Genomic DNA, 25272 nt, shown 5'->3' with positions numbered 1-25272 from the left:
AAAACGTTCTGTAAAAATCACAGAACGTTTATGTAAATTACTTTTTAGCCGCCAACCAGTCAGCAACCTTGTCCAGATCGTCGCCTTCGATAAGGCCAGCTGGCATTCCGCCATTTGTACCATTTTTAATGATGCCGGCAATTTCATCCTTTGATTTGCTTGCTCCTACTGCTGTAAGGTCAGGTCCCATTCCACCCTTTAAGTCACCACCATGACAGCTTGAGCATTTTTGTGAATAAATTTTTTCGGCATCCCCACCAGCAGCTGTGTCGCCTCCAGCTTCGTCATCTCCACCGCCACAGGCAGCCAGACCCATAACTAAAGCTGTTCCCAATACCATTTTTAGTAGCTTTTTCTTCATCGCTACTCCCCCTTCAGAAAAAATTACCATACAAGGAATAGTATACCAGTATTAAGCCCTTTTGAAACCTTCTCCCAACACTTCAGAAGCATCCATAACAACGACAAATGCAGACGGATCAAGGGATTTAACCAATTGTTTCAATTTTGTGAACTCCCGTTGATCGACCACGCACATTAGTACGGGCCGCTCATTATCAGTAAATCCACCATAAGCCGATAGTTTTGTCACACCTCTATCAATTTTATTTAATATCCCTTCACGTACTTCCTCTTGCCTGTTTGTAATAATCATTGCGGTTTTCGATCTGCCAAAACCAACCTGAACTAAATCTATCGTTTTGCTTGTTACATATAACGCTATTAATGCATATAATCCTCGTTCTATATCGAAAACTAGTGCGGCAGAAAGGACGATGAGCCCATCTATTAGGACAACGCTTGTGCCAAGGGTAAGACCTGTGTACTTTGTAATAATTTGTGCTGCTAAATCTGTACCGCCCGTTGAACCATTTCCTCTAAAAACGATGCCTAATCCAAGTCCTACAACTATTCCGCCGAAAAGTGCTCCGAGCAAGGCATCATTTGTCCAGGGATCAATATCCTTTGTTAAAAAAACAACAAAAGGTAAAAATATAGTTCCAATAAGTGTTTTTACCCCAAATTGTTTTCCTAGTAAAACAACTCCTGCGATAAACAAAGGGATATTAAATGCCCATTGTACAAAAGCCGGTTCCCATCCGAACACACTTAATAATATCGTGCTGATCCCGCTGACGCCCCCTGAAGCAATCTGATTGGGCAACAGAAAAAAGTTAAAGGCAAGCGCAATAATGGCTGATCCAATTATTACATTTATGTATTCTAAGGCACGTTCATATTTAGGTGTGTACTGGTTATTTCTTCTTTTATTCATAGTATATTTCCCCTCTATATCACCATTTTGCTATAATTTCTTACTTAGCCAGAAGTGAGTATAGCATGGCAATAATTCGCTGTAAATGGCATTCAGATAACGCATTAAAGGGTTAAATTTTGTAATTAGTATTTGTTATTAAATAGGTTTTCATAAGGGATTCTAAAAATACGATACTTTATTTGTAAAAAGGTAGAATTGTCGAATAGAGGAGGTGATAAAATGGGAGCAACAGTTAATGAAAATGATGGAGCAAATGAATAAGCAGGTTGAGAAAATGGATCATTGATTTGAAGCGATTGAAAAAAAATTTGATTCGATGGATAAAAAATATGATGCAATCGATAAAACCACCCAAAAATCCTCATTACCTTCTCCATTTGCGGCAACTAGATCCGAAAGAAATAGCCTTTGCCGACTTATACGGCAAAGGCTTTGGTCATTGATTATGAAATTCTTGATCGAAGGTACGCGTCAATAAATGGATCCAAATCTCCATCCATAACCCCCTGAACATTTCCACTTTCAGTACTCGTCCGGTGGTCCTTAACCATCGAATATGGGTGGAAGACGTAGGAACGGATTTGACTTCCCCATCCGATTTCTTTTTGTTCCCCGCGAATTTCCAACAGTTCTTTTTCCTGCTGTTCGATTTCTCTTTGGTAAAGCTTAGCTTTGAGCATTTTCATAGCTGCCTCACGGTTTTTAATTTGTGACCGCTCATTCTGACAGGTAACAACAACTCCAGTTGGCATATGGGTAATCCTCACAGCAGAATCCGTGGTATTAATATGCTGTCCACCGGCTCCACTTGCACGATAAGTATCTATTTTCAGATCCTCGGTACGGATTTCAATTTCAATTTCATCAGTAAATTCAGGCATGACTTCACAGGATACAAACGAGGTATGACGGCGTCCTGAAGCGTCAAACGGCGAAATCCTCACCAATCGATGTACACCTTTTTCCGCTTTCAAATAACCGTAGGCGTTATGACCTCTTATTGCCAAGGTTACGCTTTTAATACCCGCTTCATCACCTGGTAGATAATCAAGCGTTTCTACCTTAAAACCTTTCTTCTCTGCCCAGCGTGTATACATACGAAGGAGCATAGAGCCCCAGTCCTGTGACTCCGTTCCACCAGCACCTGGGTGCAGTTCTAAGATAGCATTATGTTTATCGTATTCTTCACTTAGAAGAAGCTGAAGTTCAAAATCATTTAATCTTGAGGTTAGGTTCGTTAATTCCTCTTCAAGCTCTGCCTGTAATTCAGCATCACTTTCTTCTTTTACAAGCTCGTAGCTCACTTCTAGATTCTCAAATGTTTCATACATCTGGGTAAACTCATTTACCTGATCTTTTAATGCATTCGCTTCACTAATGACGGTTTGGGCGCCCTGCTGATCATTCCAAAAATCAGGATGAAGCATTTGGTCATCCAGTTCAGCTATACGCGCTTCCTTATTTTCAAGGTCAAAGAGACCCCCTAAAGTCCGCTAATTTCTTAGCTGTTTTTTCAAGTTCATTTCGAATTTCTGCTAATTCCATTTTCTTCACCTCTATAAAAATTACGGTCAGTTTCTAGTTTATGACTTAGCCGTTCGTTTGTTCCTTATCTATTATAGCCTGACTAGCGGAAGAATTTCAAAATTGAGATTAGGTGTTGCTTTCGTAAGTATTATGGATGATAATTATAAATCCACTTGATTAACACCAAAACAAAAGGAATTAAAGAAAACTTCTTGCTTCTCTCTTTGTGGATAATATCACTTATCAACAGCTTTCGAGAACAAAATTAGTATCCACATGTGGACAAGTAGTGGTTATATACAAATATTAAAAATTTTCTTGATATTCTATCCACATATCTACATATACACACGACTTATCAACATTTAATAATGTACATTTAAAAAAAACTCTTTACTTATCCACAAAATGTTACTCACATGTTGAATATAAAAAACCCTCCATAATTATGGAGAGCTTTTATCAGTTTTAATTACTAACTCCGTAATTAATAACTATTCGTATGACATTTTTTACAATCACTGTGTACACCGTTATGAAGTTGCTTATGACAACTTGAACAAGACGTATTACCATCACTGATTGCCTTTGTTACAACAGGATCCGTACTATCATGACAGGTCTTACATGTCATCGCTTCATTATTTTTATCAGTTCTGTCATCCCTAGCATGTTCACTTGTTAAGGATTTTGCATGACATTGAGTACATGTATCCTCCGATTTGTGTAGTTCCGGTATATCGTGGTTGTTTAAGGTTCTTGTCGGTATTGTTAGATAGCCTTGATATCCTTTTACCCCCGAACCTGGCTGGTGGCAGATAATACAATCATTCATAGACCGGTTTTCAGTTACCCGAACAGGGAAATTAGGATCAGAGTTTTTAGCCTGATAATGGATCGATGGTGTGGAACCGTGCGGTGCATGTGCATATTGATCACCTTCAGGATCATCATGGCACTGACTGCATCCAGCTTCCACTGTTATATAATTATGACAGTTTTCACAACGATTTTTGGAATGCGTTCCGTTAAAACTTAGTTTTTCCTTATGGACATTCTCCAGTACCCCGTTTGAACCTTCAAAGCTAGAATCATCATGACAGGATGTACATGCTTCTGCACTAGAATCATCCATTTCCTTATAGGTATTGGAATAAAACTTCCACTCTCTATCTAAGGAAATCCCTGTTTGGTCAGCAACCGTTATCGTAACTGTATGATAACTTTCATTTTTCAAATCCTTTGTTGGTGTATAGGTTACCAGTCCTTTACTTTGGTCAAAATCAAAATTCACTGTTTCATTATCTACTTTTACAACAATTGAATTAGCGTTTATTATACCATTTGGCGAAGTTACGACTGCTGATATCGTTGGCTTTAAATCACTCAGACCGTGTTTTAATGGAGAAATATCTGAGATCTTTGGTTTTACCGCAGCGGTAAAATTCAATGTACGTGTTATTTGATTTCCAAGAGTATCCTCGGAATAAAACTCTAATTTATGGTTACCATTTGCAACCATTCCTTCATATGTTAAAGTGGCAGTTTTTCTAGAAGTAATGACATAGTTCCCATAATAATCGATTTCCCCTGGATATTTAAAATCAAATGGCAGTGGTTCCCCATCTAATTTTAAAGTTACATTATCCTTGATATCTACTAAATCCTTTAATCCAATACTCAGTTTTAAAGGGCCATCAGAGAGTGTCATCCCATCTTTAAAGTAATTTAAACTGCTGATTTCCGGTGCAGTAGAATCCACTATGAATTTCCATGTCTTTGTAGATTTTTTGCCAACACTATCTGTTGCTTCTACGTAAACAGTATAACTGCCGGATGAGAAGGTATTTGTAAAAGAAACAGTACCTGTATCTTTAATTATCTCTAGTGGAGTTTTCACCACATTATTGATTTTCATTTGTACAGTATCCCAATTAATCTCACCATTATCGGTTACAACAGCGGATACTTGATTTAGACTAGCTTGTTCACTATTGTTAGCTGGGCTCATGTTAATAATCTTCGGTGCCTCAGCCACATTAAAAGTCCACGTATCATTATAAATGATAGTTGGATCTGCTTTGTCGTTCATACTGACCTCAACCGTGTTAACACCGTCTTTGAGATTTGTAGCATTAAAAGTGATTGTTCCTTCCTTGCCTCCTGTATAGCTTTTGGCAGTAAATGTTGCTGAGACTTGCTGTCCATTTAGCTTCAAAATTGCACTTGAACTATTTAATTCATTAACACTTTTAATATAAACAGATATTTTTGTGTTAGATACTGTGATAGTAGCATTTTTAGCAGGTAAATAATTTGAGTAATAGGTATCATTTGCTGAAACAATAAAATTACCCAGTAAAACTGCTGTTGCAATTAATAACATTAGAATAATAATTTGCTTACTTTTCAACTTAAAACTTCCCACTTTTTCGGACATTTTTCATGCCTCCTTCTATTTTTCTAAAAACCTACATTAGTTCTGAGTTTCCATCCGCCCCCTATTTTTGCAATATTATAAAAAAAGACCTAGTATGAGCCAACTTCATAAAGCTTGGTCTTAATTTTTTAGCATTATTTTACGAACATTAACACTATCCTAATATTACAAATTTCCATTTTATTCCTTATTCAACCACCATTTTACCATCTGAAATAGGCATAAATGCCTAACCTTTTCAACAAATCTGTTAAGATTTTTATTTTTTTACAATAAAAAAAATCAAGAGGTGATAGTTCCTCTTGACTTTAGTGATTATTTATTATCTGGGTACTAGCCTTTTTTCGGAGCATGTGCGGCACTTAGAGCTTTTTCGACTTCTGACTCTCCTCTTCCATGACAATAAGAACAGGATTTACTTGGGTTGGAATTGTGCTCGTTAATGGTTGCGTCGTATTTTTGTCCTTTGACTCCATAGACAGCTGTTGTTCCATTGTGACAAGCCAAACAGAATTCGCGCTCCTTGCTTTCATTTAATATAGTAAACTCTAGTTCCTTAGAGTCTACTAATGCTTTAACAGTTATATAATCTGTAGTTATTGTGCTAAAAGACTGTATATCCTCATGGCCTATTGATCCTTTTAGCTGTTTAAAGTTGTTAGAGCCATGAGTATCATGACACTCTGCACATGGCATATGGCCCGCAAGCGGACTTCCATCCAAAGCTTTTAAAATATGTCCTGAGAATTCCTTCTCTACTTCAGAAATTACTCTTTCAGAGAAAATCTGATTATTGGTCTTCTCATACTCCTCTACCATTTTTTCTGTCAAGTTGTCGTAATGACTTGCTATATCGGCAATTTGGCCATATTTCTTTTTGAAATCTCCATTATGACAGCGGAGGCAAAGCTCATAATCTTCGTAGATACCAACTGCTGTACTCGATTTCCTATATTTAAAAGCATTATATTCCACAGCGGCATTGGCTATTTTTTCAGCACTATCATTTTCATGACAAGACTCACACATTTGTTCTTTACTGCTAATCTCCTCTGTTGGTTTATTCAGGTCTATCGGATTTGATGGTAAATGCTTATACGTAATATGATCTTGTGTAAGGTTAGGATTTTCCTCTGACCAATCCAAATGTGGATTATGACAGCTTGCACAGGAACTTCCGCTTTGTTGACCATTTATATCGATAGCAGCATTATGGGTATGGGCGGTTTGCGTATTCTCCGGCATTGGCGCAGCTACCGTACCATCATGACAGGCCATACAGTAGTTGTCAGTAGCAAGATTTTCTTTTTGATCTGACCCAGGTACATTTTCTGGCGAAAGCAAGTTCGGATCCTCTGCTTTATGTGTACTATGGCAATTACCACAGGTATCCACGTTGTTCGTATAAGTACCATGTGGATTTTGGTGTTCAACTGATTCGGAACCAATAGTCGTGAATGACCAAAATCGTGGAAAGGCGTTATTCTTAGCAGCATCAATAATACCTAAAGGACTAATAAAGACATTATACTTAGTACCAGGCTTCAATGCCGCCTTGGGTGTAAAAGTAATTTCATTTGTTTCTTTCTTGTAATTAATGATTCCTTCTATATTGGTTCCATTTTGGGAAAGGGTGATACTTTTATCGATTACTTCCTTACTATCATCTAATGCATTTGCATCGATTATCTTCACTTTGATAGTTGGATTTACTTCTACTCGTGTCATATCCTGCTTAGGATAAACATCTGGCAAGACTTGCGGACGGGATGTATCTAAAATGAAAGAAACCTTATTTACATTTGCATCGTTCCCAGCGGAATCAGTCACTTTAGCATAAACGGTATGACTGCCATCTGTTAATTGGGTATCTTCATATACCCATTTACCGGTATCATCAGCCAGTACAGAAATCCATGTTCCAATGATTAAACCTTCAGAATCCTCTTTGCAATCCATACAAATTTTAACGTCAGCAGAAGGTTCTGTAGTTCCTACCAAGATTCTTGAATTTGAGTACGCCCCATTAATAGGTTTTATAAAATTTATGGTTGGAAGAGTAGAATCATTTATTATTTCATTTTCTGGTGAAAGATTATCAACTGAGCCAACTGGTACATCGGTAGAACCATCAGCATTCGGCTGTGTTACAGTAACCTCTGGCTCTTGCTTAGAGGAATCATCTACTGTTGGTTCAGTGCCAGTAATTCCCTCACTGTTAACACTAGAAATTGCGAACAATTGTTGCGGACCTAACAATTGGATACATAAAACTAGTATGATAAGTACCTGTAATTTGGTTTTGTGCAGAAGTCCCCTATACCTCATTTAGCACCTCTCATTCCACTTAAATTTACAGTAACAAAATGCTGTTCTCTCTATATTTTATTCCTATTTATAGGAAGGAACTAGAGAAAGGGGAGATAATTCAATAAATATTCATATATGAATTGTTAAAATGCGGATTAATATAAGTTTTAATCACCACACAAAAACAGTAGATTTGCATATTAATAAAATTGACGATTTTGTGTCTAAAATGTTAAAATTAATGCAAATAATAAGGTGCTATGCCGAAGCATAACACCCTATTTTCAGAAACTTACTTTTAGGCTAATAATTAGTTGCCGCTAATTGTTAGCTTATTTTTTTAGTTTCCAGTTGGCATTCCAACTGGGTGATCTGCACGACGCTCAGCGTTCTTAATTGTTTCAGCGTGTGAGCTGTTGTGACAAGCCCAACATACTGACATGTTTGTGAACTTCTTAAGTGCTGAAGATGGGTTGTTGTCTTGCATGTAGTTTAGAGCAGCAGGTTCATCTCCTGCAAATTGTCCACCAGTTGCAGTTAAGTCAGCAATTGTACGTCCAAGAGAATCTTTCATGATATATGCGTCAGTACCGTGAGAGAAGTGACAGCGTACGCAAGTGTAGCTGTCGCTGTTTGTGCTGTGACGGTATGCAGCAGTTTCTTCACCAAAGTGAGATTTCTTGCCATCTGCGTTAGCTTGCAGGTAGTCAGTGTGACAAGCAGCACAGAACTTAGACATTTGTACACCAACATTTGTTACAACATTTGTTGCAGAAACTTTGTAGCCAAGGTCTGTTAATTCTTGTGCAGTTTTACCATCAAATTTAGAAATATCAGCTCCGGACCAGTAAGCACTTTGAATAGTATCATGTCCTTCTTTTGCCATCTGTACTACGACAGGACGAGCAATGAAACCTTTTGTTGCTTTACCTAGTGCAGTTGCCCCAGCTGCAGAAGTAGAATATGCTTCAGCATGTTCGTAGTCAAAATAAACACCAGATGTTGACCCGTAAGCAGCAACAGTAGTATCAGTTTCCATCAAACGAGACCAATAAGTATTTCCGTTTGTACGGTTGTCATAACCATATAACCATGGAGCAGTTGACTTTGTATAGCTAGAAGTACCTTTATTGTATTGAGCTACAGTTACTTTACCGGTAGCATCTGTAGAACGAAGCAATACTACAGCAGGAGCAGCAGTATCAACTGCAGGTAAAGTATTTACAACAGGAACGTTTTCTAATTGTAAACCACCTTGAGAAGCTGGCATTGAACCAATTCCGTTTGGATTGTATTGAAGTAAACGGTCAGAGTAAGATCCGTGTGGAGCGTGACAGCTAGCACAGTTGAAACTTTCTCCCCACATAGTTCCTTTTGTTTTATCCGTTGATACTGGATTTCCACCAGGAGCTGCAGAAATTGTTAGAGTATCATTAGCCATGTGTTGAGATCCACCATGGGTACCATTGAAAGTACCTGCACCAGTTGTTTTAGCACTTTTTCCATCAGCAAAAACGTTTAAGTATCCTAATGTACCATCATGACATGCAGTACAAGTGTTATAAACTGAATCAGCAAACAGTAATTGGTCACCTTGTGAAGTATGTGTTTGGTGACAGCTTGCACAAGAGTTGGTGTTGTTTTGGTATGAAGTGTGAACGTTATGGCCTGCCAAATTCTTCTTTACAGAAGGAGTTGCAGTTGGATTGTCAACACCAATACCAGTATTATTTGCGTTCGGTAAAATATTTTCTTCGCCAGCTGTGCCTGGAGTCAAGCCACCATTGTTCGGGTTGTACTCAGCAGAAGCTGCAATTGCAAACATACTAAACAGTAAGAGTGCAAATAAAAAGCTTAAACTAAACTTTCTCATTCTTTAAAACCTCCCAAATAAATCTCTCTTTTTCTCTCTTTTTTTAATTATTCTATAAATAAAAACTATGCTGCTCTCTTTTTTAAACCACCCCCTTAAATGTAAGGAAATAAGTGATTGCCTAATTTTGAGATTAGTTGAAAACTTGAACCCTGAGATTTAATGTATCTGTAATATAAACATTGTCTTTACTGTCGATAAACAATCCGTTTGGTAAATAGAATTGTCCATTCTGTTCACCCATCCCTCCCATTTGGAAGATCTTTTTGCCATCTTTGTCGAAGCCATATACCATGTGTGTTAGATTGCTGACAACATACATCTTGCCGGTGCTGTCGATACCAATTCCTCTTGGGTTAACAAAAACGGATTCACCTTTACCATCGTTAGAACCATTTATGATTTTTACAAACTTACCTTGTTTATCAAATATCTGTACGCGTTGATTACCAGTGTCAACAACATAAATATTACCTTCTTCATCAGCTGTAATGCCATTCGGAGAGTTAAACTCGCCGTCATTTACTCCTGGCTTACCGGCTTCAAGAAGCAACTTGCCAGTCATATCAAATACATAAGCTTTGTTAGCTTTAATATCTGTGACGTAAACCTTTTTATCAATGATTCTTAAAGCAGCAGGAGCGGAAATTTTACCATCCTTATTAGCTTCTGGTGCAAAGTATTCAATAAATTTTCCTTTTTCATCATAAATTGAAATTTTACCATTATACAAATCTGCTACAAACACTCTTCCTTTTTCATCAATAGAGATTCCATATGGGAATTTGAATTGTCCCTCACCATTACCATCCTCACCAAATGAGTAAAGTAGATTGCCACCGGCATCAAATGTTAGAACGCGTTTATTATTCGTATCCGTGACATAAGTGAACGAACTACTTACCGCTATATCCATAGGTTTATCCATTGGTTTACTGAAATCGCCAGTTAGAGATTGACTGTGGCTTGGCGCACCATTTGGATCAAGAACCTTTAATAATCCTGTATCGACTGCTTTTGTATTATTATTAAATAGCAGGGTGAAAACAGCTGCCGTGACGATAGCAATGAGCGCCATTCCGATATACACATTACGTCTTTTCATCGTTATTCACCTTCAGCCTTTGTGTCTTTATCTTTTAGTCTATCTAGTGCATCAACTGCATCTTGATATAATGGATCATAGGCTAGAGCATCCTTGTAAATTGCAATTGCGTCACTGTATTCACCTTTTGCTTCAGCCACCATTCCAATTTGATAGATAATATCAGAATTGGTTGGAGCTAATTTGTTTGCTTGTTCTAACGCCTTAGTCGCCTTGTCATATTCCTCTAAACCGCGATAGGCGATTCCCATTTGAACATGGCCCTTATAATCTTTAGGCGCTATGTTTACAGTCTTTTCGAACTCAATCAAAGCTTCGTTATAGCGTTCTTCTGATAAAAATACTAAGCCTAAGTTGTAATGAGCATCATAGTAGTTTTTATCTTGCTCTAAAACATAATCAAACTCTTTAATTGCCTTTTCGTTCTCACCTTTTAAGAAATAGGTATATCCAAGTACAATACGATTTTGCAGATTAGAAGGATCTTTTCTAACTTCTTCCTTGTAGTACGTAAGCTGCTCATTCACTCTTTTCATATCGACATCATTCCAAAAATAAAAGTGACCAAGAGCATATCCAGTGCCTACTGAAAAGACTAATGTCAAGAATAATAGTAGAAAACTAGTCTTCTTTGTAAAAGTTTTTGGTTGTTTCTTTGCTGTCCTACCCTCAACTTCCTGAGGTACTTTTGCTGCTTCCATATTAAATCCCCTCTCGGAAATTAATCCTTGGCTATTTGTTTACTATCTGGTCTGTGACATTTTGTGCATGTTGTTTCAACATGACATTTTAAGCATGTTTTATCATATTTTTGATTTTCTGCTAACTTAACTGGGTGTTTACTCTTCCAATTGTCCTTGTGAGATCTTGTATGACAGGTTGAACACTGGACTTTGGTAACCGGTGCATCGCTGGTAATTCGATTCTCGTGACAGGTGAAACATTTTTCTGTATCCTCGGATAACTCACCATGTTTTGTCATGAAGGATGTAATCTGATGGCTTTTCGGTCTTTCTCCATGACAGTCTTTACAGAAGGTATTTGTTTTTGCGTAGGCATTGACAGTTACATTAGTAGCGTCGATCTCTTCATTATTTAAATACTTCTTATAGCTCGGATCTTCTTTAAATAAGTCATATTCTTCTGACGACATATAGGAATGACACTTCTCACACGTTTCCAATTCTGAAGGTTTTATTTTTCCATGTCCTCCAGCTTTGAATTTATCTGTTTTATGATTCTCAGGTACCATGGTTGATTCATGACATGCTGTACATTCAAGCGTAACTTTTCTGGCTTTATGACATTCCATACATGTATCCATTTGCGGACGTATGTACTTTGTGTCACTCATGACGGAGGCACCTAACTTTTCATTCCATTTTCCATAGTCACTTTTATAAGTCATCTTTCGATCTGAAATTTCCCCGTGCGCAGTACCACTATGACATTGAACACACTCAATGCCTTCTGTCTTATGTTTATCGTGAGGGATGATAATGTCCCCGGAAGGAGTTACATCGCGACTCTTGAGGTTATGGCACCTTTCGCAAGCTTCATCTGGTATCAGATTTGGCATTTTGATTGGTGCAAGATAGGAGTCTGTTTGCTTTTTATAAAGTTCAACTACTCCATTTGCCTTCGATTTTACGTAATTTTCAGCTCCTGGTTGAACATGGCAGCTTGCACACTCAACCTCACTATGACTGGATGCCTTCAATGTATAGTACTGTGGTTTCATCTCATGGCAGGAGGAGCAGAACTCCGAACTCGAAGTGGTTTCTACTCCTACTAGTCCTAATGAGAAAAAGACAACGATAAAAAACACTGCAATTGTTAACCGTTTAAATAATTTGTAGCCTTTCCGGGGAGGGGAGGTCTGTTCTATCTGTTCTTCTTCCATTCATTATCCCTCCTTTTAAACAACGAAACTTTATTTTTTCTCATCATCCTTGAATCCAGTTCTATGGCAGTATTCACAATAAACATCAGTTGGTGCTTTTAGTTCTGTTGAACCAGGTTTTGGTTCTTGTCGATCGTGACAGACGAAACACTCTGCTTTTTCCTCAGGTGATAACGCGTTATTTGCGTGACCTACAAGCCATTGATTACTCTTCGCATGGCTCTCTGGGCGTTCACTGTGACAAGCGCTGCAGAATTTATTAATACGAGCTTGTTCTCTTACTACTGTCATATTTGCTGTGTACTTGTGGTCTTTATTTTCTTCTTCTACCTCAGCCATCTTAAGCATGGACATTAGGTCTTCCTTAGGAATATCTCTTACCCACTTTGAATCTTGGTGACAGTCTACACATGTGTCTAGCTCTTGAAGTGCTGTACCGCCGTGGTTTCCGTTCCAGTTTTCAACTCTGTGAGTTTCTGGAACTTTAACTCTTTGATGGCAGGTTTCACATGCCATGCTAAGCTTCACATCTTTTGTTTGCTTGCCAACTGCTTCTAAAATAATAGCTTGTGTTTTTTCTTCATGCTCCGCAATCGCTTCTGCTGCTTCTTCCTCTGTTTCCGCTTCATGTTTAACAGCGTTAGTTGTTTCTTTTTCTTTTGCTGCTTCTTCAAGATGTTCTGGATTTGGCGGAACGAGGTATGCTACATCCTTCCATGGTTTTTTACCGTTATTAACCTTATCGTGACAGTCAATACATGTTCCCATGTTTGGTGCTAAATATTTCTGTTCCATCATTTGTTGAGCTACATCTTCTGTCCAATGGCTACGCACTTCTTCGGTATTGATTCCACGTGCTGCAATTTTTGCGTGTGCAACTCCTGAGTGACAGCTGATACAAGGAACACCCTCTTCGATATGTCCTTTATGGTTTACAATTAAGTCTTTTGAAGCTGTTACAAGACGGTTCTTAGAGTGACACTGCAAACAGTTTTGATCCGAAACCGCTTCGTGTTCTGTTTGTACAATTTGTTCAGGTATACCCATAACATGGTGATAAACCTCTTTTAACGAAATCACCTTATGGGTCATCATGTTCACAAACCCAGGCTTAATATGACATTGAACACAGGAAATTTCACTGTGCGCACTCGCTGTAAAGGTTGTATATTCTGGCGCCATCTCGTGACAACTTTTACAAAATGAAGGCGAGTTGGTGAAGGAGATAACACCATATCCTCCTCCAAAAACAACAATAGACCCGATTAGGGCGACAAATAATGCTTTCCATCTTGTAACTGGATCCTTCCAGTCTATCTTTCTAAATTTCTGCCAGAGTCTGCGAAATAGTCCAGGCTTCTTTTTATTTTCTCTATTTTCAGGATCTATATCTTTATTCTTTTTCTTCCCCCAAAAAGCCACATGACTCACCCTTCCCATATTTATTTTTATCTCTCTATTTTTCTAAGTTAACCTCTCTAATGGTAGTATCTAACATTGCAAAAGTATTTTCCAATGTACAATTTGTGAATATTTTTTCATACTGTTACTGCGTGACCTTCTTCCTAAAAACAACATAAAAACATTGATAATTAAAGGTTTAGTTAACAATATATTCACGTTGCAAACATCAACCGAAATCTATTTTTATACAACTTTATGTATTTTTATTTAATCTGCAGGCTCTTTTCCCATGAAACATGAATGGTAGGCGCATACAAAAATTTGACAATTTTTTAAATAGCTGTTCTAAGAGTAGTGAGAGACTTCAAAGATTCACTCTTTGTAAATGTGGCTAAATAGGTAACAATGTTGTCACTCTAATTACGAAGTGGTAAGATATAAAGGATATTTATTGATATTTTTGATAGGATTTTTATGTATATAAAGCGAATTTCTTAAAGTAGAAAATCAGACATAAAAGGAGCGTTTCATCATATGATGGGGATTTTAAATAAAGTGTTCGATCTTAATAAACGCGAGCTGAAACGGCTGGACAAAATGGCAAATCAAATTGAGGCATTGGCTCAAGAAACAGAAAAATTAAGCGATGACCAGCTCCGTGAAAAAACAGAAGAGTTTAAGCTTCGCTATCAAAAAGGTGAAACACTTGATGATTTGCTAGTTGAGGCCTTTGCAGTGGTTCGTGAAGGAGCTCGCAGGGTTCTCGGTTTATATCCATACCACGTTCAATTAATGGGGGGGATTTCTCTCCATGAAGGAAATATCTCAGAGATGAAGACCGGGGAAGGTAAAACACTAACCGCTACTATGCCGGTTTACTTAAATGCAATCTCTGGAAAAGGTGTACACGTTATTACGGTCAACGAATACTTGGCTAGCCGTGATGCCAACGAAATGGGACAATTATATCAATTTCTTGGACTTACTGTCGGTTTAAATTTAAACAGCATGTCTAAGGAAGAAAAACAAGAAGCATATGCCTGTGATATTACTTACGGGACAAACAATGAGTTTGGCTTCGATTATTTACGGGATAACATGGTCCTTTATAAGGAACAAAAAGTACAGCGTCCTCTGTTCTATGCAGTTATTGACGAGGTTGACTCAATTTTAATCGACGAAGCGCGTACACCATTGATTATCTCTGGTTCTGCTCAAAAGTCTGCTGTTCTTTATATTCAAGCAAATGCATTCGTGCGTACACTGACAAGAGATCAAGACTTCACCTATGATGAAAAAACAAAAGGCGTTATGCTGACGGAAGATGGTATCAACAAAGCAGAGCGCGCTTTTGGGATAGAAAATCTTTTTGATATGTCGCACGTTACCTTAAACCATCATATCAACCAAGCCTTGAAGGCAAATGTCAGCATGCACCTAGATGTTGATTATGTTGTGCAAGATGGTGAAATCGTGATTGTTGACCAGTTTACTGGCCGTTTAATGAAGGGTCGTCGTTATAGCGAAGGTTTGCATCAAGCGATTGAAGCAAAAGAAGGTTTGGAAGTTCAAAATGAAAGCATGACCATGGCAACTATCACCTTCCAGAACTACTTCCGTATGTATGAAAAGCTTGCTGGTATGACAGGTACTGCAAAAACGGAAGAAGAAGAATTCCGAAACATTTACAATATGAACGTTATCGTAATTCCAACCAATAGACCGATTGCACGTGATGACCGCCCAGATTTAATTTATGCTTCCATGGATGGCAAGTTCCGTGCAGTTGTCGAGGATATTGCTGAGCGAAATAAAAACGGACAGCCAGTTTTGGTTGGTACCGTAGCAATTGAAACATCCGAACTTATTTCTAAATACTTATTGAAAAAAGGCATCAAACATAATGTCCTGAATGCGAAAAACCATGAACGCGAAGCAGAAATTATTGCGGAAGCAGGTAACAAAGGCTCTGTTACCATTGCAACCAACATGGCAGGACGTGGTACGGACATCAAGCTTGGTGAAGGTGTTATTGATTTAGGCGGTCTTGCTGTTATCGGTACAGAGCGACATGAAAGCCGACGGATTGATAACCAGCTTCGTGGACGTTCCGGACGTCAAGGTGACCCAGGGGTAACTCAATTCTACTTATCAATGGAAGACGAACTGATGCGCCGCTTCGGTTCTGACAACATGAAAGCGATGATGGAACGTCTTGGGATGGATGACACTCAGCCAATTCAAAGCAAAATGGTTTCAAGAGCCGTTGAATCCGCACAAAAACGTGTAGAGGGCAATAACTTTGATGCCCGTAAACAGCTTTTACAATATGATGACGTTCTTCGTCAACAGCGTGAGATTATCTACACGCAGCGTGACGAAGTGTTAGAATCAGAAAACCTGCGTGAAATTGTCGAAAAAATGATTCATTCTACCATTCAGCGAAATGTTGAAGCACATGCGAACAAGCATGAGGATGAAGAAGAATGGAACCTTCAGGGTATTATCGATTACGTGAATGCCAACCTGCTTCATGAAGGTGACATTACTGTCGAGCAATTAAAAGGAAATGACCCAGAGGAAATGACAGAAGCCATTTTTGCAAAGGTGAAGGAACGTTACAATGAAAAAGAACTAATCCTATCTCCAGAGCAAATGCGTGAATTCGAAAAAGTTGTTACGCTTCGTGCTGTTGATAGTAAGTGGATTGACCATATTGATCAGATGGACCAACTTCGCCAAGGTATCCACCTGCGTGCCTATGGACAAATTGACCCGCTTCGTGAATACCAGCATGAAGGCTTCGCGATGTTTGAGGCAATGGTTCTTTCAATCGAAGAAGAAGCTTCAATGTATATCATGAAGGCTGAAATCCGCAACAACTTAGAGCGCCAAGAGGTCGCAAAAGGACAGGCTGTTAATCCGAAAGAAGACGGAGAAGCAGTTAAGAAGAAACCAAAAGTAAACCAAATCGACATCGGCCGCAATGATCCATGCTATTGTGGCAGTGGTAAGAAATATAAGAACTGTCATGGTGCAGGGAAATAGATCGCTAGAGGGCTGGCAAATTTGCCAGCCCTCTCTATTTATCTAATTGAATTTTTAATCAAGGATATCCCATAATTACTTTTAATAATTTGAGATAGTTTTGGTTCCCTCTAGTACTAAATATGCTACTTAGCGGTAATCAAAGATAAGCTTTGATTCCCTTCACCGGTGAAAACACCGCTTAGCGGTAATCAAAGATGGGCTTTGATTCCCTTCAACAGTGAAAATGTAGCTTAGCGGTAATCAAAAATGGGCTTTGATTACTTTTAACAGTAAAAATACTCCTGACGTCAGAAATTTTAAATCAAAAAATACAATTTAGGAATATTTTATTAAAGCCCTTTTTTGTCTTCGGTCACTATAAACCTATTATAGTTACCAAAACCACTTTTCAGATTACGGTCATTATAAGTATGAAAAAATCGAGAGGTTTATCCTCTCGACCTTTTAATGCTTCTTAAGCCATTCCTGTATTCCCTCTATCTTCTTCCATAAGTCAAGATGAACATCAACATAGATGATAGCTTCGTTTACATCACCCCAGCTGTGATATTCTGGCAAATGTTTAGGTAGACGTTTTTTACCTGTTAAGAATGGAATCACATTTGGATTTTGCTTTTTGGCTTGTTTCAGCATTTTAGCTGCTTTTGTACTAAATCCATTTTTCAATAATTCAAGCAAAAGCTTGTTGTAAAGTCCATGAGCGGATTCCTCTTCATATTGTTTCAATAGTTTCTCTGCCTTAGACAACTCTCCCTTGTCCAAATAAAGTGCAAATAACATATAACGAGCACCGAGGTTATCATTTGGATTTAACACAAGCATTTCCTCATATTGCTGTATCGCCTCAGTTATTTTCCCTAATTGAAATAACGCATCTGCATATTGTGCTTTAGCACGCATGTAGGGTCTTGTTTCAAACATGCCCCAAAAGTGACCTTTATTTTCTACAAAGAATGCTTTTCCAAGTTTCTTCTCCCCGATTTTCATTGCTTTTTCAGAAAGCATTAATGCTTCTTGCCGGCTCGTTGAGTTTTCAATGAGAATAACATAGGCATCCACACAGTTCGGATCTAGATTTATGGCTTCCTCAGCAAGTTTATATCGTTTAGGACCTTGAACTTCCATTGCATCATAAACCAATTGTTGTGCACGCTCTTTATTTGTTCTGGCTGCTTTCTTTGGAGATTGATTCGTTAACTTCTTATTCAAAAAGTCACTTATTTCTTCAACACTTTCAAAATTATGATCCTGAATCTCTGCTAGTGCTTCCTGCATGACTTGTTCTGTGGGCATTGGCCCCTGTAACGGATTAAATGTGGGGGGATTACTGTCATGTTCATCTTCCTCATATGATAGCTCAATAATTCTTCTTATATCTTCCTCTAATTCATCATCCATTTCTATATAAGTAGAAGAAAGGGATCCTACTGGTACACCATACAACTTAGCGATTTCCTTTTGAGTCATCGGTGAAACCAAATCGTTGAACAGAGTCATTAAATAATGGAGAGATGCTGCGTATAGATTCGGCTTTTTAATCCTTTTCGGCTTTTTCTGGCAAAATTGAAACCAGAGAATAATCCCTACATCCACAGTTGACGGCATTTCTCCAAGTGACTCCATACTTCTCTTGAACAGCTCTGCCACCTCTCTATAAACAGGCGACTGCCACTCCATATTATCAATATCAACCATACCGCCAATCTTAGTAAGATCCACCATAATCTCCATAAAGAACTCTGTTAAAAATTCCTGTGGAGACTCATAATCAGCTATAAGACTTTTTTGTTTTATATAGTCAATCGCTTGATAGAGAGGTAAATCAGGCAGCTCAAATGGCGCTGGGAAAAAGACATACTTTTCGTTAAACGGTAGAAGGATTCCCATAAAAAATGACCCTTTATTAAATGATCTTTGGGCATTTGTGACAATCGCTTCAAATTGTTCAGATGAAAACCCATCAGCCACAATAAGTTTATTATTTTCAATATGGATAATTTCTCCTGCAATCGCTCTTGCTTCTGTCCAAGATTGAAGTATCTGTTTCAATTTCGGTCTTTTAATTTTGCCAGTCTCTGAAGAAATAAAGTTTTCTAGAATGGTTCCCCCAGCCTCCAATTCATTAAACAGCGAAAACCAGACCGTGTAAACAAATTCATAAAACTGGCGCTCCTCACCATCAATATCAAAGTATTCTTCATATTCATCAAGACCCTGATATACTTCATCCTCATAGTGATCGAGAGCATAGTGAAGCAATTTCTTTTGCAAATCATCCATTTCATTTTCAATAACCTGTGTAATCGACACTGCTTCCTTTGCCCCACAGCACTTTTTATACTTCTTCCCGCTCCCACATGGACAAGGTTCATTCCGACCTATGTTTTCAGTCATCAGTACTCGCCTCTCTCTTCCTCTATGTATCTTATGATTATCAATTAAATAGTACCATTTTTAACAGATTAGAATGGAATATACTTTAATATTTTTATATTTGAGTTTTTTTTCCCTATTTATTTTCCTAAAACAGACCCAATTAGGAAGTAAGGGGAATATGATCGATAATGTAAAAAGGTACACCGATTGGTGCACCTTTGTTTAGTGGTTAATTTTTCCCTTTTTCTTCAGCCTTACTAGCAGTTTGTTGTTGTTTCACTTCAGCTTTATTAGCCCTTGCCTGCTGCTTCTCTTCTACCTTTTCAGGAGCTTTAAGTTTCTTCTCTTCTGCTTTTTTTACAACTTCTTGCTGTTTTTCTTCTTTTACTTTGGTAACTTCAGCTGTTTCGTTTTCAACTTCAATAATAGTTGCCTCAACAACTGTTGCTTTTTCTTCAAGCTTTGGCTCTTCAAGAGAAGCTTCTTCATCTGAAATTTGTCCTTCAGTCACTTTTTCTTCAGTAGTAGATTTTGCTTCTTTTTCTGCAAGTTTAGTAAACCTTTTATCTAGTTTTGTAAATGTTTTTTGGATATTTTTCATAATAGCCTGTTGAGCCTTTGGATTTTCAATTTTACCTAGAACAACCAATAATGAGTCTATATTATGAGCAAGTTTGCTTTCTAGTTCTGTTTCTTCATCTTCTGCTTCATTGGTAGTAACTGCTCCTGTTTCTCCACCATCAGTTTCTTCTGAATTCTCGGTTACCGTTTCCTCTTCTGTTTCTGCTAATGTCTCTTCAGCAAACTCTTGAGTAGAAATTGCATCTTTTAAAAGCTCTTCCGCTTCTGCTGTTTTACCGTCAGCTATTAATACATTAGCTTCTGAAATACGCTCAGCCGCAATTTCAGCTAAAAGCTTTGCTTCTTCATAATCATTAAATGTAAATGCTAGACGAACTTTTTCAGCCATTAATTTAACAAAATAGAAGAAATCACCAGGAACTAATGACGGATCTCCTAGTTCTAATACTTCCTCTTCTTCAAGATCAATTACTTCAGAGTCAGCTGAAACCTCTTCACTAACAGTGTCTTCAGACCCCGCTTCCTCACCAGCAGGTACATCAGTAGTTATAGCTCCAGTTGCTTCTTCAACTAAAGTTATTTCGCTATTAGTTTCCTCTGTTGGTGAATCTTCACCATTTGCGAAAGCTTGTCCAGCACATAATGAAAAAATAAGTGTTGTTGCAATCATGCCAGTTACTATTTTATTTTTCATGTTGATATTTGCCCCCCTATACTGATTTTCTAGTAAAAACTACGTCAATATATAACTATTTTTGTGGGTATTTGAAAAGTAAATTCTAATTCTAACTCTATATTAATTTATCAAAATAGTAAATAATCACCAAATAAAAATGCGCATGAGATTTTTTTAAAAAATCTCATGCGCATTTTATAGTTCTATCTAAGGTTAGACTGACACATTTTTATCAGAATTGTAATTTGAGTCTTTTCCAACATATTTAAATACATTGACCATAAATAAAATAACGCCAATCACCACTGCTAATGATCCAATAATGGTTGGTGCTAGGGCTGCGGACACTCCCAATACTTGGAGTGCAATCCCTCCGAGCATGACCGGAACCCCAATATTGTGTAACCAGAATTGTGTTTTAGCAAGCTTAGAGTTTGCAGCATTTGGATAAAAGTGATATATAAGTCCGAATAATGCCATAGATACCCAGCCTAGTAAATTTACATGCGCGTGAACAGATGTAAAACGGAAATCATGGATAATTCCCATAGTCAGCCCAGCCAAAACCCCAATCGTAAAATAAACACTTGCCACTTTTAAATACGCCTTTCCCACTTTGTGCCTACCTCCATAAATCAAAATTTACAACTATTATACTATATTTCAATAAAATAACAATATTACCATTATATAAATAGTGTTATTAGCATAAAAAAACCTCCTAAAGTAATAGGAGGAAAAATGTTATGATTTTTTCATAAAGTCAAGTACTTCTAGGTCAATTAACCCTGAAGTCTGTTCTCTCATTTCAAAGTTTTCTGTATGAATATAAGCAGTTATGGCCCTGAAAATATCATCATTGCTTTGTGATTCATCGCTAAGGTAGGATAACCTTTTTAAATGGTGAATTAACTCGTCTTTGATTTCTCCTTCAATTGCAGCGATTCGCTCTGGCTTTGATGGTGCGAAATACAATTGCTGAAGCTGATAAATTCGGATTAATTCTTTAATTGGGTCTGGATGATCATCAACCCTTAAATCAATATAGCGGTCATTAAATGCACCATAACCGCCTTTATCCTTCACGATATACAGTGCAGCAGACTGTTTTCCTCTACTATCTCCTCCAGCTTCCTGTCCAGCATCTAATGCAGCCAAGAGTCTGTCTGCGAGAGGTCCATTGGTTTCTGTAAATACCTTTGCCATGGCTTGTACTGTTTCTTCGTCCACTAAAATATTGCCTTGCGCTGCAAAATGAGTGCCTGTCACCCCGCCTGCCCAGTCGTAACATTCTTTCCCTGTGAATGTCGCTGAATTGCCAGAAGCGTCAATGAGCCCAACTTGGCGCATTTCTTTTTCAGGGTCTTCAGCTAACAGCATTTCGAGAGTTTCCTCGGCTGATTTACCCTGCTCCATTAATTCAAGTGCTTTTGGACCATATGCCGTGTTGGCATATGATTGAGTAGCTACTGCCCCTGCATCAGCTTTTGCCCAAGGCACCACTGCACCTACTCCTAAAAACTTTGATTGAACCGCTATACCCCATTCTTTTTCGATAGGATCAAAGCCTACGATTGAAAATGTCATTAGAAAAGCCTCCTGCGTTATGTGATCTTATGGTAATCCCTCGGGTTAATGGCTTATATTCTAAATTATTTAAAATATTAGAATATAAGGACACCAAAAACGCAGCCCCAATTGCTCGGAACTGCGTTATGTTTCTTATTAATGTGTTTCAATTAAGCCATAACGGCCGTCTTTACGCTTATAAACTACGTTTGTTCGATTAGTGTCAGAATTGTTGAACACATAGAAGCTGTGTCCTAATAAATTCATTTGAAGGATAGCTTCTTCGCTGTCCATTGGCTTCAGATCAAAGCGCTTTGTACGAACAAGTTCTAAGTCTTCTTCATCTTGGTCTATAACTTCAGTGTTTTCAGAAGTTGCAAACGTAATCGGGAAATCACCTTTCTCTCGGAATTTACGATTAACTTTTGTTTTATGCTTGCGGATTTGACGCTCTAACTTATCTGAGATTAAATCAATTCCTGCATACATATCAATATTTGTTTCTTCTGCACGAAGAACCAAATTTGGGAGCGGGATGGTAACCTCTACTTTTGAACTTTTATCATGATTGAATCTTAAATTCACATTTACCTTTGCTTCAGGTGCTTCTGTGAAATACCTTTCCAATTTAGAAATTTTCTTTTCAACGTAATCTCTAATTGCTGGAGTTACCTCAATGTTTTCACCACGAACGTTATAATTCATTTGTGGACTCCTCCTTTATATTCCTATGTATTACATTTCTATTTTACCCTTTGAATATCCTGCTAAATCAGAATTAAAATTTTGTCGGAATTTTGACAAAAACACAGGGAAAATAGTGAAAACCAATCCACAACAGATATATACCCTTTTTAAGAAATCCCACACCTTTAGTCTATTATTATCAGGGACAATTTACCACTTTAATGTTTTAGGAATAAAAGTCAACGTGCGAGCGTTAAGGATTGGACCCTTTTCGCTCCTGATTCTTTTAACAGCTTTGCAGCATGCCTAAGCGTTGAACCGGTGGTATAGATATCATCAATCAGCAGAATATTTTTTCCTGGTATTTCAATATGACGGTCGACTTCAAAAACCTGTGGGATATGAATTCGTTCTGATCGTGATTTTTTCGATTGTTTTTCTGAATGTATACGAGTTAGAGGCTTTTTCGGGGTTAAACCGGACTCAACTAACAGTGCCTCAGCCTGATTAAATCCCCGCTCATACAGACGCTCACTGCTTAATGGAATTGGTACAATTAAATCCGGCTGTAATTGGCTAATTAGATCCTTTATTTTTTCAGCAAAAATTATTGCCAATACATAATCACCGCGATATTTAAAAGTAGCCATCACTTCCTTAAAAAAGTCGTTATACCGATATATGGAGTGATTGGAATCAAGATAGCCCTTCCAATCGTCATCCTCCTCCCAGCGTTTGCAGTCATGACACAGGTCACCGTGGCGAAACCTTTCATCCAAAGATTGAAACGGGCGGCTGCATACCCTGCATTGTTCTCCCTCAATTAAGTCAAATTTCCCCTCACAGGTTGGACATAGATTCAGCCCTTTTTCTTCTGAAAAAATAGCTTTCCACCCCATTTTAGGCTGGATGATTTCATGGCAGATTAGACATTGAGCTTGAGAGAATAAATTCATCCGTCGATTAGCCCCTTTCTCACTCCTTCATGATTCATTGCAGTAATTTGTTTTCGTGCCTTTAGCATTGCTTCCGTCTTACCATAATGAAAAAATGTTACATCTCCATTGGGGAAATCCTTACTCCTTCCTGCCCTTCCGGCAATTTGAACAAGTGCACTTTCAGTAAATATGTCATCTTCCGCACCAACAACCGCTACATCAATGTTGGGAAATGTTACACCACGTTCTAAAATCGTAGTGGTTAGTAATAAAGGAATCTCCTTATTTCGCATTTTTTGAACCTTATTTTTACGGTCTGGATCCTCGGCATGAACTGCCTCAATCTCAGGAGCTAATTTTCGAAGGATTGGGAGGGCTTTTTCCATTAAGAGAATATGAGGGAAAAACAATAAAGCCTGTTTATTATTTTCTAGCCGTTCTTTTATCCAGTTGAGAACATTTGCAGGCAGCTTCTCTTTTTTCAATTGCTTTTGCCAATTTCCACACCACGTGAAATGAGGTATGGGAAGAGGATGACGGTGGAACCTTGCTGGGATTGTGGTAAAGGCTCTTTTACCAGTTCGGCACTCTCTTTGCCATTTTTCATTTGGTGTGGCGGTTAGGTAAATCATGGCTGATTCTGGCTTCCTGGCATGAACTGCAGCATACTGGAGGGATTCCTCCGCTGTATACGGAAACGCATCGACTTCATCTAAAATAATCGTATCAAAGGCGTGGTAAAACCGCAGCAGCTGATGTGTAGTGGCAATTGTAAGCGGGGCGTAAAGGTGGCGGTCCTCACTTCCGCCATATAGAGAAGCGACACGAATTTCAGGAAAGGCTGTTTCCAGCCGCGGTGTAAGCTCTAGGACTACATCTGTCCGTGGTGTTGCAATACAAACCCTTCTTTTGGCTCTTAGGGCTGCGTCAATTCCAGCAAAAAGAACCTCGGTTTTTCCGGCACCACAAACAGCCCACACAAGCAGCTCTGTCATGTGCTGCACTGTCTCTACTACTTTATTTGATGCGGTTTGCTGACCAACCGATAACTGTCCTTCCCACCCCAGAATATTCTCAGGCAAATGGTGATCTGGAGCCGGACCGTTCCAGCCAAGTAAAGGGGTACAGGCACTAATTCGCCCCATCATCAAGCACTTACGGCAGTATAGGCATATTTCGCCGCATCTGGAACATGGAAACCTTGCGAACCAATTCTCTGCCTTGTTGCCACAACGAGAACAAATTGGTTGATTTCTTCTATAATCAATCCCTTTACGATAAGTAATATAGCCATTTTCATAATGTTTTTGGATTTCTTCAAGAGGGAATTGCAGGTCATCCAGCAAAAGCTGTTTGCCCGTGAGAAGCAGCTGCAGATTAGGATTGTAGGGAAATGCAGGGTTTAATGGCGGCTGTGGGATGGCTGGGATTTGTGAGATGGGAAGTGAGTTTTCACTATCTCTTAGGGGAACTAAACAATTTTCTTTTACAAGAAAACGCACGAAAACAGCACCCTTTCTTTTATGATTAATTGCTTTTAAGAAGTTCAACA

At 38.3% G+C, this 25272-nt stretch carries 18 protein-coding genes; 1 reads left to right on the top strand and 17 read right to left on the bottom strand.

What is annotated here, in order from left to right; genetic code table 11:
* Positions 1-37: 37 nt before the first annotated feature.
* The 10 genes from cccB to ABC255_RS04680 form a co-directional block, all read right to left on the bottom strand.
* The gene (cccB, locus tag ABC255_RS04725; protein WP_335532098.1) at positions 38-361 is read right to left on the bottom strand and encodes a cytochrome c551; all 324 of its coding nucleotides are present in this window, start codon (positions 359-361) and stop codon (positions 38-40) included.
* Between the two features lie 51 nt (positions 362-412).
* Positions 413-1276: a YitT family protein gene (locus ABC255_RS04720; RefSeq protein ID WP_412991697.1), complete on the bottom strand. Its 864-nt coding sequence runs from the start codon at positions 1274-1276 to the stop codon at positions 413-415.
* A gap of 446 nt (positions 1277-1722) precedes the next feature.
* A protein-coding gene (gene prfB, locus ABC255_RS04715; RefSeq protein ID WP_412991695.1) for a peptide chain release factor 2 occupies positions 1723-2824 on the bottom strand; the annotation gives its coding sequence in 2 pieces (ribosomal slippage) (positions 1723-2751 and positions 2753-2824; 1101 coding nt in all).
* A gap of 469 nt (positions 2825-3293) precedes the next feature.
* Positions 3294-5246 (bottom strand): hypothetical protein, encoded by a 1953-nt coding sequence (locus ABC255_RS04710; protein ID WP_412991693.1) that lies wholly within the window; start codon positions 5244-5246, stop codon positions 3294-3296.
* Positions 5247-5579: 333 nt separating this feature from the next.
* A complete protein-coding gene (locus ABC255_RS04705; protein WP_412991692.1) occupies positions 5580-7574 on the bottom strand; it encodes an Ig-like domain-containing protein in 1995 nt (664 codons plus the stop codon).
* A 322-nt stretch (positions 7575-7896) separates the two neighbouring features.
* Positions 7897-9429, bottom strand: coding sequence for a cytochrome c3 family protein (locus tag ABC255_RS04700; RefSeq protein WP_412991690.1), 1533 nt, complete (start codon positions 9427-9429; stop codon positions 7897-7899).
* 133 nt (positions 9430-9562) lie between these two features.
* Positions 9563-10534: a 6-bladed beta-propeller gene (locus tag ABC255_RS04695; protein WP_412991689.1), complete on the bottom strand. Its 972-nt coding sequence runs from the start codon at positions 10532-10534 to the stop codon at positions 9563-9565.
* A 2-nt stretch (positions 10535-10536) separates the two neighbouring features.
* On the bottom strand, positions 10537-11235 hold the full coding sequence (locus tag ABC255_RS04690; RefSeq protein WP_412991687.1) for a tetratricopeptide repeat protein: 699 nt from the start codon (positions 11233-11235) through the stop codon (positions 10537-10539).
* A 20-nt stretch (positions 11236-11255) separates the two neighbouring features.
* A complete protein-coding gene (locus tag ABC255_RS04685) occupies positions 11256-12437 on the bottom strand; it encodes a cytochrome c3 family protein (protein WP_412991686.1) in 1182 nt (393 codons plus the stop codon).
* 30 nt (positions 12438-12467) lie between these two features.
* Entirely contained in the window at positions 12468-13877 is a 1410-nt protein-coding gene (locus ABC255_RS04680) for a cytochrome c3 family protein (protein WP_412991684.1), read from the bottom strand.
* A 498-nt stretch (positions 13878-14375) separates the two neighbouring features.
* Between ABC255_RS04680 and secA the strand changes: the two genes are divergently transcribed.
* On the top strand, positions 14376-16889 hold the full coding sequence (secA, locus tag ABC255_RS04675; protein WP_412991683.1) for a preprotein translocase subunit SecA: 2514 nt from the start codon (positions 14376-14378) through the stop codon (positions 16887-16889).
* Positions 16890-17336: 447 nt separating this feature from the next.
* Here secA and ABC255_RS04670 read toward each other — a convergent pair whose 3' ends face one another.
* From ABC255_RS04670 to ABC255_RS04640, 7 genes are all read right to left on the bottom strand, one after another.
* Positions 17337-19286 carry an SEC-C metal-binding domain-containing protein gene (locus tag ABC255_RS04670; RefSeq protein WP_412991681.1) on the bottom strand — a complete coding sequence of 650 codons (1950 nt, stop codon included), beginning with the start codon at positions 19284-19286 and terminating at the stop codon, positions 17337-17339.
* Between the two features lie 211 nt (positions 19287-19497).
* Positions 19498-20544, bottom strand: a complete 1047-nt coding sequence (locus ABC255_RS04665; protein ID WP_412991679.1) for a DUF5667 domain-containing protein — start codon at positions 20542-20544, stop codon at positions 19498-19500.
* Between the two features lie 195 nt (positions 20545-20739).
* Positions 20740-21141 carry a cytochrome-c oxidase gene (locus ABC255_RS04660; RefSeq protein WP_412991678.1) on the bottom strand — a complete coding sequence of 134 codons (402 nt, stop codon included), beginning with the start codon at positions 21139-21141 and terminating at the stop codon, positions 20740-20742.
* 129 nt (positions 21142-21270) lie between these two features.
* A complete protein-coding gene (locus ABC255_RS04655) occupies positions 21271-22113 on the bottom strand; it encodes a DUF1028 domain-containing protein (protein WP_412991677.1) in 843 nt (280 codons plus the stop codon).
* 138 nt (positions 22114-22251) lie between these two features.
* Complete coding sequence (gene hpf, locus ABC255_RS04650; protein WP_412991675.1) at positions 22252-22800, bottom strand: ribosome hibernation-promoting factor, HPF/YfiA family; 549 nt, start codon at positions 22798-22800, stop codon at positions 22252-22254.
* 221 nt (positions 22801-23021) lie between these two features.
* Positions 23022-23738 (bottom strand): ComFC family protein, encoded by a 717-nt coding sequence (locus tag ABC255_RS04645; protein ID WP_412991674.1) that lies wholly within the window; start codon positions 23736-23738, stop codon positions 23022-23024.
* Positions 23735-25222 (bottom strand): ATP-dependent helicase ComFA, encoded by a 1488-nt coding sequence (locus tag ABC255_RS04640; protein ID WP_412991673.1) that lies wholly within the window; start codon positions 25220-25222, stop codon positions 23735-23737. The genes ABC255_RS04645 and ABC255_RS04640 overlap by 4 nt, the downstream gene beginning before the upstream one ends.
* Positions 25223-25272: the final 50 nt, after the last annotated feature.

The organism is Neobacillus canaveralius (genome assembly GCF_047237705.1).
Classification (GTDB): domain Bacteria; phylum Bacillota; class Bacilli; order Bacillales; family Cytobacillaceae; genus Neobacillus; species Neobacillus niacini_K.
Note: the sequence above shows the minus strand (reverse complement) of the source record. Positions and strands in the feature narration are given on the sequence as shown.

What these genes read in the sequence shown, in the direction of transcription:
- cccB (WP_335532098.1), bottom strand. Translation starts at nt 361, where the DNA reads ATGAAGAAAAAGCTACTAAAAATGGTATTGGGAACAGCTTTAGTTATG.
- ABC255_RS04720 (WP_412991697.1), bottom strand. Translation starts at nt 1,276, where the DNA reads ATGAATAAAAGAAGAAATAACCAGTACACACCTAAATATGAACGTGCC.
- ABC255_RS04710 (WP_412991693.1), bottom strand. Translation starts at nt 5,246, where the DNA reads ATGTCCGAAAAAGTGGGAAGTTTTAAGTTGAAAAGTAAGCAAATTATT.
- ABC255_RS04705 (WP_412991692.1), bottom strand. Translation starts at nt 7,574, where the DNA reads ATGAGGTATAGGGGACTTCTGCACAAAACCAAATTACAGGTACTTATC.
- ABC255_RS04700 (WP_412991690.1), bottom strand. Translation starts at nt 9,429, where the DNA reads ATGAGAAAGTTTAGTTTAAGCTTTTTATTTGCACTCTTACTGTTTAGT.
- ABC255_RS04695 (WP_412991689.1), bottom strand. Translation starts at nt 10,534, where the DNA reads ATGAAAAGACGTAATGTGTATATCGGAATGGCGCTCATTGCTATCGTC.
- ABC255_RS04690 (WP_412991687.1), bottom strand. Translation starts at nt 11,235, where the DNA reads ATGGAAGCAGCAAAAGTACCTCAGGAAGTTGAGGGTAGGACAGCAAAG.
- ABC255_RS04685 (WP_412991686.1), bottom strand. Translation starts at nt 12,437, where the DNA reads ATGGAAGAAGAACAGATAGAACAGACCTCCCCTCCCCGGAAAGGCTAC.
- ABC255_RS04680 (WP_412991684.1), bottom strand. Translation starts at nt 13,877, where the DNA reads ATGGGAAGGGTGAGTCATGTGGCTTTTTGGGGGAAGAAAAAGAATAAA.
- secA (WP_412991683.1), top strand. Translation starts at nt 14,376, where the DNA reads ATGATGGGGATTTTAAATAAAGTGTTCGATCTTAATAAACGCGAGCTG.
- ABC255_RS04670 (WP_412991681.1), bottom strand. Translation starts at nt 19,286, where the DNA reads ATGACTGAAAACATAGGTCGGAATGAACCTTGTCCATGTGGGAGCGGG.
- ABC255_RS04665 (WP_412991679.1), bottom strand. Translation starts at nt 20,544, where the DNA reads ATGAAAAATAAAATAGTAACTGGCATGATTGCAACAACACTTATTTTT.
- ABC255_RS04655 (WP_412991677.1), bottom strand. Translation starts at nt 22,113, where the DNA reads ATGACATTTTCAATCGTAGGCTTTGATCCTATCGAAAAAGAATGGGGT.
- hpf (WP_412991675.1), bottom strand. Translation starts at nt 22,800, where the DNA reads ATGAATTATAACGTTCGTGGTGAAAACATTGAGGTAACTCCAGCAATT.
- ABC255_RS04645 (WP_412991674.1), bottom strand. Translation starts at nt 23,738, where the DNA reads ATGAATTTATTCTCTCAAGCTCAATGTCTAATCTGCCATGAAATCATC.